14 protein-coding genes and 1 tRNA gene are annotated in these 12,887 nt (G+C 70.6%); 7 read left to right on the top strand and 8 right to left on the bottom strand.

The genetic code is table 11. The features are described 5' to 3' along the window. Window positions 1-41: 41 nt before the first annotated feature. A tRNA-Cys gene (locus K4B79_RS39560) sits at window positions 42-113 on the bottom strand. A 427-nt stretch (window positions 114-540) separates the two neighbouring features. On the opposite strand from K4B79_RS39560, the gene K4B79_RS39555 reads away from it, so the two are divergent. The 6 genes from K4B79_RS39555 (at window position 541) to K4B79_RS39530 (ending at window position 6,381) form a co-directional block, all read left to right on the top strand. Further along, a complete protein-coding gene (locus K4B79_RS39555; protein ID WP_232032259.1) occupies window positions 541-1,995 on the top strand; it encodes an MFS transporter in 1,455 nt (484 codons plus the stop codon). A 32-nt stretch (window positions 1,996-2,027) separates the two neighbouring features. After that, window positions 2,028-2,225: a FitA-like ribbon-helix-helix domain-containing protein gene (locus K4B79_RS39550; protein ID WP_232032258.1), complete on the top strand. Its 198-nt coding sequence runs from the start codon at window positions 2,028-2,030 to the stop codon at window positions 2,223-2,225. Continuing rightward, complete coding sequence (locus K4B79_RS39545; RefSeq protein WP_232032257.1) at window positions 2,225-2,593, top strand: type II toxin-antitoxin system death-on-curing family toxin; 369 nt, start codon at window positions 2,225-2,227, stop codon at window positions 2,591-2,593. Before K4B79_RS39550 ends, K4B79_RS39545 begins: the two co-directional genes overlap by 1 nt. 120 nt (window positions 2,594-2,713) lie before the next feature. Continuing rightward, window positions 2,714-4,510 carry a DEAD/DEAH box helicase gene (locus K4B79_RS39540; RefSeq protein ID WP_232032256.1) on the top strand — a complete coding sequence of 599 codons (1,797 nt, stop codon included), beginning with the start codon at window positions 2,714-2,716 and terminating at the stop codon, window positions 4,508-4,510. Between the two features lie 356 nt (window positions 4,511-4,866). Continuing rightward, on the top strand, window positions 4,867-5,508 hold the full coding sequence (locus tag K4B79_RS39535; RefSeq protein WP_232032255.1) for an IclR family transcriptional regulator: 642 nt from the start codon (window positions 4,867-4,869) through the stop codon (window positions 5,506-5,508). Window positions 5,509-5,583: 75 nt separating this feature from the next. Continuing rightward, window positions 5,584-6,381, top strand: a complete 798-nt coding sequence (locus K4B79_RS39530; protein WP_232032254.1) for a S16 family serine protease — start codon at window positions 5,584-5,586, stop codon at window positions 6,379-6,381. On the opposite strand, the gene K4B79_RS39525 is transcribed toward K4B79_RS39530, so the two are convergent. From K4B79_RS39525 to K4B79_RS39495, 7 genes are all read right to left on the bottom strand, one after another. Next, the gene (locus K4B79_RS39525; protein ID WP_232032253.1) at window positions 6,365-6,559 is read right to left on the bottom strand and encodes a hypothetical protein; all 195 of its coding nucleotides are present in this window, start codon (window positions 6,557-6,559) and stop codon (window positions 6,365-6,367) included. The two genes, K4B79_RS39530 and K4B79_RS39525, sit on opposite strands and share 17 nt — an antisense overlap. Window positions 6,560-6,572: 13 nt before the next feature. Next, the gene (locus tag K4B79_RS39520) at window positions 6,573-7,151 is read right to left on the bottom strand and encodes an ArsR/SmtB family transcription factor (protein ID WP_232032252.1); all 579 of its coding nucleotides are present in this window, start codon (window positions 7,149-7,151) and stop codon (window positions 6,573-6,575) included. Window positions 7,152-7,253: 102 nt separating this feature from the next. After that, entirely contained in the window at window positions 7,254-8,177 is a 924-nt protein-coding gene (locus K4B79_RS39515; RefSeq protein ID WP_232032338.1) for a glycine betaine ABC transporter substrate-binding protein, read from the bottom strand. Between the two features lie 53 nt (window positions 8,178-8,230). Beyond that, the gene (locus K4B79_RS39510) at window positions 8,231-9,106 is read right to left on the bottom strand and encodes an ABC transporter permease (RefSeq protein WP_232032251.1); all 876 of its coding nucleotides are present in this window, start codon (window positions 9,104-9,106) and stop codon (window positions 8,231-8,233) included. Window positions 9,107-9,141: 35 nt separating this feature from the next. Beyond that, complete coding sequence (locus tag K4B79_RS39505; RefSeq protein WP_374208572.1) at window positions 9,142-10,455, bottom strand: betaine/proline/choline family ABC transporter ATP-binding protein; 1,314 nt, start codon at window positions 10,453-10,455, stop codon at window positions 9,142-9,144. Further along, the gene (locus K4B79_RS39500) at window positions 10,448-11,095 is read right to left on the bottom strand and encodes an ABC transporter permease (RefSeq protein ID WP_232032250.1); all 648 of its coding nucleotides are present in this window, start codon (window positions 11,093-11,095) and stop codon (window positions 10,448-10,450) included. The genes K4B79_RS39505 and K4B79_RS39500 overlap by 8 nt, the downstream gene beginning before the upstream one ends. A 20-nt stretch (window positions 11,096-11,115) precedes the next feature. Next, the gene (locus K4B79_RS39495; protein WP_232032249.1) at window positions 11,116-11,604 is read right to left on the bottom strand and encodes an Lrp/AsnC family transcriptional regulator; all 489 of its coding nucleotides are present in this window, start codon (window positions 11,602-11,604) and stop codon (window positions 11,116-11,118) included. A 127-nt stretch (window positions 11,605-11,731) separates the two neighbouring features. Here K4B79_RS39495 and hppD point away from each other — a divergent pair, with 127 nt between their 5' ends. Beyond that, entirely contained in the window at window positions 11,732-12,877 is a 1,146-nt protein-coding gene (hppD, locus tag K4B79_RS39490) for a 4-hydroxyphenylpyruvate dioxygenase (protein WP_232032248.1), read from the top strand. Window positions 12,878-12,887: the final 10 nt, after the last annotated feature.

The raw sequence follows: 12,887 nt of genomic DNA, 5'->3' as shown, positions 1-12,887 counted from the left end.
GGAGAGGTACCGCCCCTTCACACCGCCGTCTCCGGCACCAGAGGCCGTGGCGGGAATCGAACCCGCGTAACTCGCTTTGCAGGCGAGCCCCTCAACCACTCGGGCACACGGCCGGGTTGTCGGTGCGGGGTGGTGGTCCCCGTTCCGAACTCGGTGGATCGACCGTAGGGCGGTGGGAGGGGGCGGCTCAAGGGAATCGCGTGGGCCGCAATGGGACTGCCATACGCCGTTCATGAACGGGGTCGGCCCGGACGTCGGTCGTGGCGGGGATCGGACCCGCGTTACTCCCCGCGAGCGGAGCTCGCTGATGGATGCAGTGCAGGTGAGCCCCTCAACCGCTCGGGCGCACGGCCGGGTTCTCGGTGGGGCGCTGGGTGCCGTGCCGGGCCGGGCTTGGGCGGGTGATCGTAGCGCTCGCTTGGAGGTCGGCTCACATGGTGATTGCTGGAGCGGGAGTAGTGAGTCGTACGACCAAGGTCTCAGGGCAGAGGGATCCTTCGACAGGGGTCATTGTCGGCTTCGGCCCTTACTGTGGCGGGCATGGGCAGCCTGGGACGTCGTGATGTTGATGTTGAGGATGATGCCGTGCCCTCGGTGGTGGGCGGGCGTGGGGAAGGGGTGCTGGGGCGGGAGTACCGGGCGCTGAGTATCGGGATCGTGTCCGTCGTGCTGCTCGTCGCGTTCGAGGCGACGGCCGTGGGGACGGCGATGCCGGTGGCGGCGCGGGAGCTGGACGGGGTGTCGTTGTACGCGTTCGCGTTCTCGGGGTACTTCACGACGAGTCTGTTCGGGATGGTGCTGTCCGGGCAGTGGTCGGACCGGCGGGGGCCGCTCGGGCCGCTGACGACCGGGATCGCGGCCTTCGGGGCCGGGCTGCTGTTGTCGGGGACGGCCGGGGTGATGTGGCTGTTCATCCTGGGGCGGGCCGTGCAGGGGTTCGGGGGCGGGCTGGTCATCGTCGCGCTGTACGTCGTGGTCGGGCGGGTGTATCCCGAGCGGCTGCGGCCGGCGATCATGGCGGCGTTCGCGGCGAGCTGGGTGGTGCCGTCGATCGTCGGGCCGCTCGCCTCCGGTGCGGTGACCGAGCATCTCGGGTGGCGGTGGGTGTTCGTCGGGATCCCGGTCCTGGTGGTCTTCCCGCTGGCGCTCGCGCTGCCGCAGATCCGGCGCCGGGCGTCCGGGGCCGTCGACGGCTCCGCGGGCTCGGCGTCCTTCGACCGGCGCCGGATCCGTCTCGCCCTCGGCATCTCGCTGGGCGCCGGACTCCTCCAGTACGCCGCCCAGGACCTGCGCTGGCTGTCGCTGGTGCCCGGGGCCGCGGGCGCCGCCCTCCTCGTGCCGGCCGTGCTCGGTCTGCTGCCGCGCGGCACCTACCGGGCGGCGCGCGGGCTGCCGTCCGTCGTGCTGCTGCGCGGGGTCGCCGCGGGCTCGTTCATCGCCGCCGAGTCGTTCGTGCCGCTGATGCTGGTCACCCAGCGCGGACTGTCCCCGACGCTGGCCGGGTTCTCGCTCGCGGCGGGCGGCGTGACGTGGGCGCTGGGGTCGTGGGTGCAGTCGCGGCCGCGGGTGGAGCCGTACCGGGAACGGCTGATGACGGTGGGCATGGTGCTGGTGGCCGCCGCCATCGCCGCCGCGCCGAGCGTACTGATCGAGTCCGTGCCCGCCTGGACCGTGGCCGTCGCCTGGGCCTTCGGCTGCCTCGGGATGGGGCTGGTGATCTCCTCCACCAGCGTGCTCCTGCTCCACCTCTCGCCCCCGAAGGAGGCCGGCAGCAACTCCGCCGCCCTCCAGATCTCCGACGCCCTCTCCAACGTCGTCCTCCTCGCGGCGGGCGGCGCGGCCTTCGCCGCGCTCGGGGGCGGCGCGGTGAGTCATGCGGCGACCGAGGCGTCGGGCTCGCACCCGGCCGCGTTCGCCGCGGTGTTCCTGCCGATGGCGGGGGTGGCGTTGGTGGGGGCGTGGGTGACCACGCGGGTGCGTGACCAACGCCGGTGACACCACGTGGTACCGCGTAGTACCGTTGCGGCATGGCTGGACTGAACCTGCGGTTTACGGACGAAGAGCTCGAGGCACTGCGCGTCCGTGCGGCTGCGGAGGGGCGCAGCATGCAGGCCTTCGCGCACGACGCGGTGATCGCGGCCATAAACGAGCACTCGCGGCTGTTCAACGAGGCGGCCGATCATGTGCTGAAGGCGAGCGCCGAGCTGAACCGGAGGCTCGCCTGATGCACTACCTCACCCTGCCCGAGCTGTTGCACCTCGCGAAGCGGCTCGGGGCGGACGAGGTGCGCGACTACGGGCTGCTGGACTCGGCGCTCGCGCGTCCGCAGTCGAGTGTGTTCGGGCAGGACGCCTACCCGGACGTATGGCAGAAGGCTGCTGCGCTGATGGAGTCCCTCGCTCGCAACCACGCCCTTGTCGACGGCAACAAGCGCATCGCCTGGTACGCGACCTGGGTCTTCCTGCACATGAACGGGCACCCGCTGGACGCCGAATTCGATGTCGACGAGGCCGAGCGGTTCGTGCTGGACGTCTGCCAGGGAGCCTTGGACGTACCCAAGATCGCGGCTCAGGTGCCGCGCTTTGCACGCTGACTGTGACCTCGGTCCCACCCACGGGTCACCCGGCCTCGTCCGCACGTTGACACCGCCGGGCCGCCGGTAGGGTGGCCCGGTTGTCATACCCAGCCGAGCCGCCCGACCAAAACGGAGACCGTGTCTACCACCGCCGCCTCCACCACCTCCCACCACCTCTCCCCGGCCTTCCCCGGCCGCGCCCCCTGGGGCACGGCGAGCAAGCTGCGTGCCTGGCAGCAGGGGGCGATGGAGAAGTACGTCCAGGAGCAGCCGCGTGACTTCCTCGCGGTCGCGACGCCCGGCGCGGGCAAGACGACCTTCGCCCTGACGCTGGCGTCCTGGCTGCTGCACCACCATGTCGTGCAGCAGGTGACCGTGGTCGCGCCGACCGAGCATCTGAAGAAGCAGTGGGCGGAGGCGGCCGCGCGGATAGGGATCAAGCTGGATCCCGAGTACAGCGCCGGCCCGCTCGGCAAGGACTACCACGGTGTCGCCGTGACGTACGCCGGTGTCGGGGTGCGGCCCATGCTCCACCGCAACCGGGTCGAGCAGCGCAAGACCCTCGTCATCCTCGACGAGATCCACCACGCCGGTGACTCCAAGTCCTGGGGCGAGGCCTGCCTGGAGGCGTTCGAGCCGGCCACGCGGCGGCTCGCGCTCACCGGTACGCCGTTCCGGTCCGACACCAACCCCATCCCCTTCGTGACGTACGAGGAGGGGAACGACGGGATCCGGCGGTCGGCCGCCGACTACACCTACGGCTACGGCAACGCGCTGGCCGACCATGTCGTGCGGCCCGTCATCTTCCTCTCCTACAGCGGCAACATGCGCTGGCGCACCAAGGCCGGTGACGAGATCGCCGCCCGGCTCGGCGAGCCCATGACCAAGGACGCGATCAGCCAGGCCTGGCGTACGGCGCTGGATCCGCGCGGTGAGTGGATGCCGAGCGTGCTGCGCGCCGCCGACCAGCGGCTGACCGAGGTCAGGAAGGCCATCCCGGACGCCGGTGCCCTCGTCATCGCCTCCGACCAGGACTCCGCGCGCGCGTACGCCAAGCTGATCCGTGAGATCACCGGGAACAAGGCGACCCTCGTCCTGTCCGACGACGCGGGCGCGTCCAAGCGGATCGACGACTTCAGCGAGAGCGACGACCGGTGGATGGTCGCGGTGCGGATGGTGTCGGAGGGCGTCGACGTCCCGCGGCTGGCGGTGGGGGTCTACGCCACCACCATCTCCACGCCCCTCTTCTTCGCCCAGGCCGTCGGCCGCTTCGTGCGGTCCCGGCGGCGCGGCGAGACCGCCTCCGTCTTCCTGCCGACCGTCCCCGACCTCCTCACCTTCGCCAACGAGATGGAGGTGGAACGGGACCACGCCCTCGACAAGCCGAAGAAGGAGGGCGAGGAGGACCCGTACGCCGAGTCCGAGAAGGAGATGGAGGAGGCGAACAAGGAGCAGGACGAGGACACCGGCGAGCAGGAGCAGTTCGCCTTCGAGGCGCTGGAGTCCGAGGCCGTCTTCGACCGGGTGCTGTACGACGGCGCCGAGTTCGGTATGCAGGCCCACCCGGGGAGCGAGGAGGAGCAGGACTACCTGGGCATTCCCGGGCTCCTCGAACCCGACCAGGTGCAGCTGCTGTTGCAGAAGCGGCAGGCCCGGCAGATCGCGCACAGCCGTAAGAAGCCGGACGCCGAGGCGGACCTGCTGGAACTGCCCGCCGAGCGCCGGCCCGTCGTCTCGCACAAGGAGATGATGGAGCTGCGCAAGCAGCTGAACACCATGGTCAGCGCGTACGTCCATCAGAGCGGCAAGCCGCACGGTGTCATCCACACCGAGCTGCGGCGCGTGTGCGGCGGCCCGCCGAGCGCCGAGGCGACGGCCGGGCAGCTGCGGCAGCGGATCGCCAAGGTGCAGGAGTGGGCCACGCGGATGCGGTGAGGTCGTACGACCTCCTGGTCCGCCGGGGCTTGATCCGAGGGGCGTGTGCGCTGCGTGCGAGTGTTGTGCACCGACCGTGCGCGCGCCGTACGTAATGGGGCAAACCCCGATGCTCCGCCTCTGCCGCTGCCCGGATTCTGGACGGAGCCTTCCGCTCAGCGAACCCGCTTCGCTACTGTCCCGCTACGCACACGCCCCGTGGCAGCGCCGCCGCGGAGCGCAGCCGTGAAGCGACGCGGCCCGGACAGGCCGGGCCGCCGGCCGATCGGCGGCCTCTGAAGCGCGTCGCTGACGGGACTCGGTGACGCATCCGCCGCGACAGGGGCCGTCGACCTCACCACTAAGGAGTGGGCGTCGTGACCGCGGAGACCTCTCAGACGCTCGATCGGGGACTGCGTGTCCTCAAGCTGCTGGCAGACACCGACCACGGACTGACCGTCACCGAGCTTTCCCACAAACTGGGAGTGAACCGGACCGTTGTGTACCGGTTGCTCGCCACGCTGGAGCAGCACGCCCTCGTACGGCGTGATCTCGGCGGGCGGGCCCGGGTGGGGCTCGGGGTGCTGCGGCTGGGGCGGCAGGTGCATCCGCTGGTGCGGGAGGCCGCGCTGCCGGCGCTGCGGTCCCTGGCCGAGGACATAGGGGCGACCGCCCACCTGACGCTGGTGGACGGGGCGGACGCGCTCGCCGTCGCCGTGGTCGAGCCCACCTGGACCGACTATCACGTGGCGTACCGGGCGGGGTTCCGGCATCCCCTGGACCGGGGGGCCGCGGGGCGGGCGATTCTCGCCGCGCGGCAGCAGGGCCTGGGGGAGAGCGGGTTCATGCTGACGCACGGGGAGCTGGAGGCGGGGGCGAGCGGGGCGGCGGCGCCCCTGCTGGGGGTCACCGGTGTCGAGGGCAGCGTGGGTGTCGTGATGCTGGCCGACGCCGTGCCCGAGCGGGTGGGGCCCCGGGTGGTGGACGCGGCGCGGGAGGTCGCGGAGGCGTTGCGCTGACGGTTCCCGCGGCCAGGACGTACCCGCACCCCACCTGCGCCTGGCCTGAAGTCACCCCCGCGTTAGATTGATCCCGTGCTCTCTCGTCTCACGCGCCCCCGGGCCGTCGCCGTCTGTGCCGTGCCCGTCGTCGCCCTGATCGCGACGGCGCTCTTCGCGCCGTTGCCGTTCTCGCTGACGCAGCCAGGGCTGACGGCCGATGTGCTCGGGGAGAACAAGGGCACCCCGGTGATCACGATCTCGGGCGCGCCGACGCGCGAGACGACCGGTCAGCTGCGGATGACGACGATCGAGGCGACCAACCCGGACACCCGGGTCTCCCTCGGCGACGTGGTCGACAGCTGGTTCCGCACGGACCAGGCGGTCATGCCGCGCGACGCGGTCTATCCGAGCGGGCAGAGCGTCAAGGAGATCGAGCGGCACAACGCGGCGGAGATGCGGCAGTCCCAGGGTGACGCGACCGAGGCCGCGCTGAACTACCTGGACCTCGACGACCAGAAGGTCAGGGTCACGCTGAAGCTCGCCGACGTCGGCGGCCCCAGCGCGGGGCTCCTCTTCACGCTCGGCATCATCGACAAGCTGAACGGCGACGGCGCCGGCCGCGACCTCACCGGCGGCCGCGTCATCGCCGGTACGGGCACCATCGACGCCGACGGCACGGTCGGCGCGGTCGGCGGCGTGGCCCTGAAGACACAGGCCGCCAGGCGGGACGGGGCGACCGTCTTCCTCGTCCCCAGGGCCGAGTGCTCCGACGCCGAGGCTGAACTCCCCGAGGGACTGCGGCTGATCCCGGTGACCACCCTGAAGGGTGCGGTGAGCGCGCTGACGGCGCTGGAGACCGGGAAGGGCTCCGTGCCTAGCTGCCAGGGCTAGTCCCCGGTGCCAGGACCGGCCTTGGGGTGGCGAGGCGCAGTCCCACCTCTACGAGTGTCCAGCCCAGGCGGGTGCGCAGATCCCGCGGGGGCTTGGCGGCGAGGCGGTGGGCCTCGGCCTGGTCGCGGAGTTCGGCTGCGCGGGCGTGGTGCAGGGCGAGATGGATCTCGGGATGCATCGGGCGGAGCCTCTCAGTCCGTTCGCATGGGGAAGACGTGGTGGTGGATACGCACCTGCTCGGCGCCCGGGGCGCCTTCCGGCAGCGCGTGTGCGCGGTAGCCGTTGAGGAGTGCGTGGACCTTCTCGTTGAGCTCGCTCGCGAGGTCGGGCGTGAGGCGAAGCGTGAAGTCACTCACGTCCGAGGCGCCGACCCACTCCTCGGACCACTCGTGCCGGGTGCCGATGAACGTCGAGAGTTCCTGGGTGTGCCAGTTCGCGACCTCGTGCATGAACACGTTCGCAGCGCCCCGTACCGCCGGATCCGTGTCCTGGAGCAGGGACTCGTCGAACCGCACTCCCTGGTGGACCGCCCGCCACCACCGCTCCCGGCCCTTGCCGTGCTCCGGCGCGTCCTCGACGAAGCCGTACGCGGCGAGCTGGCGCAGGTGGTAGCTGGTGGCGCCGCTGGACTCGCCCAGCTTTTCGGCCAGTTGGGACGCGGTGGCGGGTCCGCCGCGACGCAGTGCGGACAGCAGCCGCATCCGTAGAGGGTGGGCGAGCCCGCGCAGCGTGCGGGCGTCGAGTTCATGAAGCTTCGGGTCCTCGGGCACGCGTACAAAGCTATCGTTGCAAAGCTTCCTTTGCAACGGACTCTTTGCATCGGACTCTTTGTAACGGGTCTTGGTGACTGCCCGCACCCCCTCGCCACCCCCTCACCCCTCCCGGACGAACCCCTCCTTCTCCATCCACTCCAACGCCACCTGGTGCGGATCCTCCCCCTTGACATCCACCTTCGCGTTCAACTCCCGCGCCACCGCGTTCGTCAGCCTCGCGGTGACCGGGTTCAGCACCTCCGCGATGGCCGGCCACTTCTTCAGGCTCTCGCTGTTGATCTCGGGGGCCACGTTGTAGTTGGGGAAGAACTTCCGGTCGTCCGCCATGACGGCCAGGTTCATGGAGGTGATGCGGCCGTCGGTGGTGAAGACCTCCCCGTACACGCAACTGCCCTTCGCGGCCTGGGTGTAGATGATCCCCGTGTCCATCTGGGTGACCCGGGAGGCGGGGAGGCTCATGCCGTACGCCTTCTCCATGCCCGGCAGCCCGTCGGCCCGGTTGGCGAACTCGCTCTCGACGCACACCGTCACCGCGCCGGGGTCCTTCCGGGCCAGCGCGGCCACGTCCGACAGCGTCTTCGTGCCGTACTTCCTGAAGTTGGCCCGGTTCATGGCGAGGGCGTAGGTGTTGTTGAGGGCGGCCTTCGGCAGCCAGGTGAGGCCGTTCTCCAGGTCGGCGTCGCGGACCGCCTGCCACTGGCGCTGCGGGTCGGCGATGGGGTCGCTGTTGCCCTGGTAGGTGATCCAGGCGGTGCCCGTGTACTCGTACATCCCGTCGGCGTCACCGGACTTGACGGCCTCCCGGGCGCCGATCGAGCCCTGGATGCCGGTTCGGTCGAGGACGTCCGCGCCGGCCGCCTGGAAGGCGATGCCCATGATCGCGCCGAGGATCAGCTGCTCGGTGAACTCCTTCGACGTCACGGTGAGATCGGCGCCCTTGAGCGGCAGCCCCCTGCCGATCGAGCCGGGCCGGACGTCGTCGACCATCGGGGAGCCGCTGGTCAGACCGCAGCCCGAGGCCATGACCAGGGTCAGGACCGGGGCCAGGGCACCGGCGATCGTCAGGCGGGCCCGCTTCACTTCCCCACCCCCAACCCCCGCGGCCTGAGCAGCAGTTCGGCCAGGGACGCCAGCCAGTCCACCAGCAGCGCGAGGACGACCGTGAGGATCGAGCCCAGCATCAGCACCGGCATCCGCTGGTTGGTGATGCCGGTGGTGATCAGGACGCCGAGACCGCCGCCCCCGCCGAAGGTGGCCAGGGTCGCCGTGCCGACGTTCAGGACGAGCGCCGTACGGACACCGGCGAGGATCAGCGGGACGGCGAGGGGGAGTTCGACCCGCCCGAGCACGCCCCACGAGGACATGCCGATGCCGCGGGCCGCCTCCAGCAGGGTCGGGTCGTTGGCGTCGAGGCCGGCGATGGTGTTCGACAGCACGGGCAGGACGGCGTAGATGATGATGCCGATCAGGGCGGCCTTCATGCCGGTGCCGAGCCAGATCACCAGCAGGGCCAGCAGGCCGATCGCGGGGGTCGCCTGGCCCATGTTGGCGACCGCCATGGCCGCCGGGGTCGCCCTGCGGAAGGCCCGGCGGGTGAGCAGGACGCCCAGTGGGATGGCGATGACCAGCACGAAGAACGTGGAGATCACCGTGAGTTCGACGTGCTGCCACAGGGCCTTGGACACCTGGCCGTTCGACAGCGCGTTCTCGGAGAGCGGGTCGAGGTCGGCCTGCCGGAACCACAGCCAGGTCGCGAGCAGGACCGCCACCAGTACCGCCGGGAGCAGGGTCAGCTGCTGCCAGGTGATCCGGGGCCTGAGCGGGCCCGGGGGAGCAGGCGACGCCTCGGCCTCCCCCCGCGCCTCCGACCCCGGCGCCTCCGACTCCGGCGCGCCCGACGCTCCCGCGCCCGACGCTCCCGCGCCCGACGCTCCCGCGCCCGACGCGTCCACCCCCGGCTCCCCCACCTCAGGTACCCCACGCCCCGTCACGCCTTCGTCACCCCTCCCGCGCCCTCCTGCTCGGCGTGCGTCTGCGCGGAACGCAGCTCCTCCAGGTCGTGCCGGTGGGCCATCGCCTCCAGCCGGTCGGCCTCCAGGAGGTCGTGGACGGAGTTCATCAGCGTCTCCACGTCGACCACCCCCGTGTACTCGCCGCGCCGCCCGGTGACCGCCACCCGCCCCGAGCTGTCCGTGAGCACCGCCTCCAGGGCGTCCCGCACGGTCGCGTCCCGGGTCACCGTGTCGCCGACCAGGGTCCCGGCGCGGGCCAGGGAACCCTTGGCGCGCATCAGGTCGCCACGCCTGAGCCACTTGTAGGGGCGGCCGCGCGTGTCGAGCAGCAGGATCTCGTTCGTACCGCTGGAGCGGAGCTTGTTGAAGATCTCCTGGAGGGGGTCGTCCACGGTCACCGTCGGATAGCCGGTGATCTCCACGTCCCTCACGCGGGTGAGGTTCAGCCGCTTCAGCGCCGCCCCCGCGCCGACGAACCCGGAGACGAAGTCGTCCGCCGGGTTGGTGAGGATCGCCTCAGGGGTGTCGAACTGGGCGATGTGCGAGCGCTCGCGCAGGACGGCGATGCGGTCGCCGAGCTTGATCGCCTCGTCGAAGTCGTGGGTGACGAAGACGATCGTCTTGTGCAGCTCGTGCTGGAGCCGGATCAGCTCGTCCTGGAGGTGGTCGCGGGTGATCGGGTCGACCGCGCCGAACGGCTCGTCCATCAGCAGCACCGGGGGATCGGCCGCGAGCGCCCGCGCCACGCCCACCCGCTGCTGCTGGCCGCCGGACAGCTGCCGCGGATAGCGGCCGTGGAACTCGCCGGGGTCCAGCCCGACGAGGTCGAGCAGCTCCTCCACCCGGTTCCTGATCCGCCCCTTCGGCCAGCCGACCATCTTCGGTACGAGGGAGATGTTCTGCGCGACCGTCATGTGCGGGAAGAGGCCGGCCGACTGGATCGCGTAGCCCACCTTGCGGCGCAGCCTGACCGGATCGATCTTCGTGACGTCCTCGCCGTTGATCCGGATGCGCCCGCCCGACGGCTCGATCAGCCTGTTGATCATCTTGAGCGTGGTCGACTTGCCGCATCCGGACGGGCCGACGAAGACGACGAGCTCGCCCGCCCTGATCTCCATGCTGACGTTGTCGACGGCGGGGCTGGGATTGCCCGGATACCGCTTGGTCAGGTTCTCCAGCTCGATCGAGGCACCGGACGCCGTCGTGGCGGCACCGGACGCAGTCGTCGAGGCACCGGAAGCCGAGGGAGAAGCTCCGGAAGCCGCCGTCTCAGGCGCTGTCTCAGACACGGATCCCCCTGGGAATGGTCAGCCGTCCGATCAGGACGTACACGGCGTCGAACAGCAGGGCCAGGACGATGATCCCGAGCGTGCCCGCCAGGACCTGGTTGAGCGCGTTCTTGCTGCCCAGGGAGCCGATCCCGCGGAAGATCTCGTTGCCGAGGCCGGGTCCGGAGGCGTAGGCGGCGATCGCCGCGATGCCCATCAGCATCTGCGTGGAGACCCGGATCCCGGTGAGGATCGGCGGCCAGGCGAGCGGCAGCTCGACCCGCACCAGCCGCATCGGCCGGGACATCCCGATGCCCTTCGCCGCGTCCACCAGCGCGGGGTCGACCCCGCGCAGCCCGACGATCGCGTTGCGCACGATCGGCAGCAGCCCGTACAGGATCAGCGCGATCACCGTGGGCGGCACACCGAGGCCGACGACCGGGATCAGCAGGCCGATCATGGCCAGCGACGGAATGGTCAGGATCGTCGAGGTGGCGGTGGTCGCGAGGTTGCCGGCCCAGTCGCTGCGGTAGGTGGCGACGCCGATGAGCACGCCGATCAGCGTGGCCGCGACCATGCACTGGAAGACGGCGGAGGCGTGCTGGTAGGCGTCAGTGAGCAGCTGCTGGTGGCGGCCCGCCAGATACTCCCAGAAGTTCACATCGCCTCACCCCGCGCCGGTTACGTCCGCTCCCGGGCCGCCTCCTGCTGGCTGGCCTGTTCCACCAGCGGGATGATCCGCAGAGGAACGGGGTTCTCCATGACGATCGCGGTGGAGGCCCGGACGATCCCATCGAAACCGACAACCAGGTCGATCACCCGCTGGAGATCGGCGTTGGAGCGCGCCACGAGCCGGCACAGCATGTCCCCGCTGCCGGTGGTGGTGTGCAGCTCCAGCACCTCCGGCACGGTCGCCAAGTGCGCCCGTACGTCGGCCCCTTGCCCCTGCCGGATCTGGAGGGTCGCGAAGGCGGTCACCGGGTAGCCGAGGGCCGCCGGATCCACCTCGGGGCCGAATCCGCGGATGACGCCATTCGACTGAAGCCGGTCCAGCCGCGCCTGCACGGTCCCCCGCGCCACCCCCAGCCGCCGGGACATCTCCAGCACCCCGATCCGCGGCTCCCGCGCCAGCAGCACGATGATCTGTCCGTCCAGATGGTCGATCGCCACAGCAGCCTCCCGAGCGGGTGGTCATCCTGTACAGAGGACCCCCATGATTGCGCACCGCACTGCACATATTGTCCAGCGGAATCGCGAACTATTGCGCACCTTGCCGTCACGGGACCACGCTTCCGCTATGACGCAGACCACAGACCACACTCCCGACACCGCCCGGCAGGCCGACCCCTTCCCGGTCAAGGGAATGGACGCGGTCGTCTTCGCCGTGGGCAACGCCAAGCAGGCCGCGCACTACTACTCCACCGCCTTCGGCATGCGCCTCGTGGCCTACTCCGGGCCCGAGAACGGCAACCGCGAGACCGCCGCCTACGTACTGGAGAACGGCTCCGCCCGCTTCGTCCTCACCTCCGTCATCAGGCCCGCCACCCCCTGGGGCCACTTCCTCGCCCAGCACGTGGCCGAGCACGGCGACGGCGTCGTCGACCTCGCCATCGAGGTCCCGGACGCGCGCGCCGCGCACGCCTACGCCGTCGAGCACGGCGCCCGCTCCGTGGCCGAGCCGTACGAGCTGAAGGACGAGCACGGCACGGTCGTCCTCGCCGCGATCGCCACCTACGGCGAGACCCGTCACACCCTGGTCGAGCGCACCGGCTACGACGGCCCGTACCTCCCGGGGTTCGTGGCCGCGACCCCGATGGTCGAGCCCCCGGCCCGCCGCACCTTCCAGGCGATCGACCACTGCGTCGGCAACGTCGAACTCGGCCGGATGAACGAATGGGTCGGCTTCTACAACAAGGTCATGGGCTTCACGAACATGAAGGAGTTCGTGGGCGACGACATCGCCACCGAGTACAGCGCCCTGATGTCGAAGGTCGTCGCCGACGGCACGCTCAAGGTGAAGTTCCCGATCAACGAGCCCGCGATCGCGAAGAAGAAGTCCCAGATCGACGAGTACCTGGAGTTCTACGGCGGCGCCGGCGTCCAGCACATCGCGCTCAACACCAACGACATCGTCGAGACGGTCCGCACGATGCGCGCGGCCGGGGTGGAGTTCCTCAACACCCCGGACTCCTACTACGACACCCTCGGCGAGTGGGTCGGCGACACCCGCGTCCCCGTCGAGACCCTGCGCGAGCTGAAGATCCTCGCCGACCGCGACGAGGACGGCTACCTGCTCCAGATCTTCACCAAGCCGGTCCAGGACCGTCCGACCGTCTTCTTCGAGATCATCGAACGCCACGGCTCGATGGGCTTCGGCAAGGGCAACTTCAAGGCCCTGTTCGAGGCGATCGAGCGGGAGCAGGCCAAGCGCGGCAACCTCTGAGTAGCCTGAC

Origin of the sequence: Streptomyces lincolnensis (assembly GCF_021173675.1) — a bacterium.
Classification (GTDB): Bacteria; Actinomycetota; Actinomycetes; order Streptomycetales; family Streptomycetaceae; genus Streptomyces; species Streptomyces lincolnensis_B.
The sequence above is the reverse complement of the archived record's forward strand: the minus strand, read 5'-3'. Positions and strand labels throughout refer to the sequence as shown.

Bases quoted from the DNA above. Each gene is read 5' to 3' on its own strand.
- K4B79_RS39555 (WP_232032259.1), top strand. From the start codon at position 541: ATGGGCAGCCTGGGACGTCGTGATGTTGATGTTGAGGATGATGCCGTG.
- K4B79_RS39550 (WP_232032258.1), top strand. From the start codon at position 2,028: ATGGCTGGACTGAACCTGCGGTTTACGGACGAAGAGCTCGAGGCACTG.
- K4B79_RS39545 (WP_232032257.1), top strand. From the start codon at position 2,225: ATGCACTACCTCACCCTGCCCGAGCTGTTGCACCTCGCGAAGCGGCTC.
- K4B79_RS39525 (WP_232032253.1), bottom strand. From the start codon at position 6,559: ATGCATCCCGAGATCCATCTCGCCCTGCACCACGCCCGCGCAGCCGAA.
- K4B79_RS39515 (WP_232032338.1), bottom strand. From the start codon at position 8,177: ATGGCCTCGGGCTGCGGTCTGACCAGCGGCTCCCCGATGGTCGACGAC.
- hppD (WP_232032248.1), top strand. From the start codon at position 11,732: ATGACGCAGACCACAGACCACACTCCCGACACCGCCCGGCAGGCCGAC.